This is a genomic window from Glycocaulis sp. (assembly GCF_052168375.1).
In the GTDB taxonomy this organism is placed as follows: Bacteria; Pseudomonadota; Alphaproteobacteria; order Caulobacterales; family Maricaulaceae; genus Glycocaulis.
In genome coordinates this window covers 1-1446 of record NZ_JBQLZR010000003.1, presented here as the reverse complement: position 1 = coordinate 1446, position 1446 = coordinate 1, and the positions used below count along the sequence as shown (strand labels likewise).

Annotated in this window: 1 protein-coding gene; it reads left to right on the top strand. The window is 64.7% G+C overall.

Annotated features, from left to right (window positions below):
• A partial coding sequence (locus tag ACTS2Z_RS00030) for a flagellar basal body rod C-terminal domain-containing protein (protein ID WP_442571186.1) occupies positions 1-1357 on the top strand: 1357 nt, incomplete at its 5' end.
• Positions 1358-1446 lie beyond the last annotated feature (89 nt).

Below are 1446 nucleotides of genomic sequence, written 5' to 3'. Positions count from 1 at the left end.
GGCGGTTGTTTCCTCCTCCGGCGCGACGCTCGACATGACGAGCGCCATCCGCTCGGGCGAGCTTCGCGCGCTCATGGACATGCGCGACATCGAACTTCCGGCCATCGCCGCGCAGCTTGCCGAGTTCAGCTCCGGCACGGCCGATGCGCTGAACGCCGCGCACAACAATTCAACGGCCTATCCGCCGCCTGCGGCCCTGTCGGGGCGCAATACCGGACTTCTGGCCGGAGACCTCCTGAATGGCAGCGGTAACGCGACATTGGCGGTGGTTACCGATGGCGGCGAACTGGTGAACCGTGTCGATCTGGCTTTCACGGCAGGTGGCTTCACGGTCAATGGCGTTGCCGGCACGACTGTCAACGATCTGGTGACACAGCTCAATGCGGCGCTCGGCGGCGATGGAACAGCGAGTTTCTCCGGTGGACGTCTGGTCATCAATGCGACGGCGCCGGGCACCGGCCTTGCGACCGTGCAGGAGGAGGCAAGTCCCTCCAACCTTGGTGGCGGGCGCGGCTTTGCCCATTTCTTCGGCCTCAACGACATCATCACTTCGGCCCGCCCCGGCTTCTTTGATACCGGACTTGATGCGGCGACACCGCTCGGGACGGGCGCGGGACAGGAAATGGTCTTCCGTGTCTCCACGCCCGATGGCCGGTCCGCAACCGAGATCACCATTCCGGCAGACCAGGCGACGCTGGGCGATTTCGTCACCGCGCTCAACAATCCGGCTACCGGGCTCGGCGGCTATGGCAGCTGGGCCCTGAACGCAGATGGCGCGCTCGCCTTCACGCCGTCGGGGCCTTACGCCAATTACGATTTCGACCTTGTCTCCGATACCTCTCTGCGCGGCGATACCGGCCTCGCGCTCTCGCAGGTGATGGGTATCGGCGATGCCGCGCGGATGACGCGCTCTGAATCCTTTTCGGTGCGCACCGATCTGCGCAGCAATTCCGGTGCGCTCGCCTTTGCCCGGCTGGACATTGATGGCGCGAGCGCACCTGGCGATCTTGTCATCACCGAAGGTGACGGGCGCGGTGGACAGGCGCTCTATGACAGCTTTTCCACCACGCGCCGCTTCGATGGCGCAGGCGGCTTTGCCTCCGGGAACGCCACCTTGCAGGAATATGGCGCGCGCCTTGCCGGCGATGTCGGCACACGCGCGGCGCGGGCCGAACGCGCCGCCGATTCCGCCCTGTCGGTAAAGCAGGCCGCAGACCGCAAGCGGATGGATGTCGAAGGCGTCAACATGGATGAGGAGCTGGCCAACATGATTCTCTACCAGCAGGCCTACAACGCTGCCGCCCGGATGATCCAGGCGTCCAAGGAAATGACCGACACCCTGCTCAACATGGTCTGATAACAGGATTTGACCGATGCGCATCTCGACCCAGGCTGCCGCTGAATCCGCGCTTCTCGACCTGATGCGCGCCCAGCGCGAGCTCTATG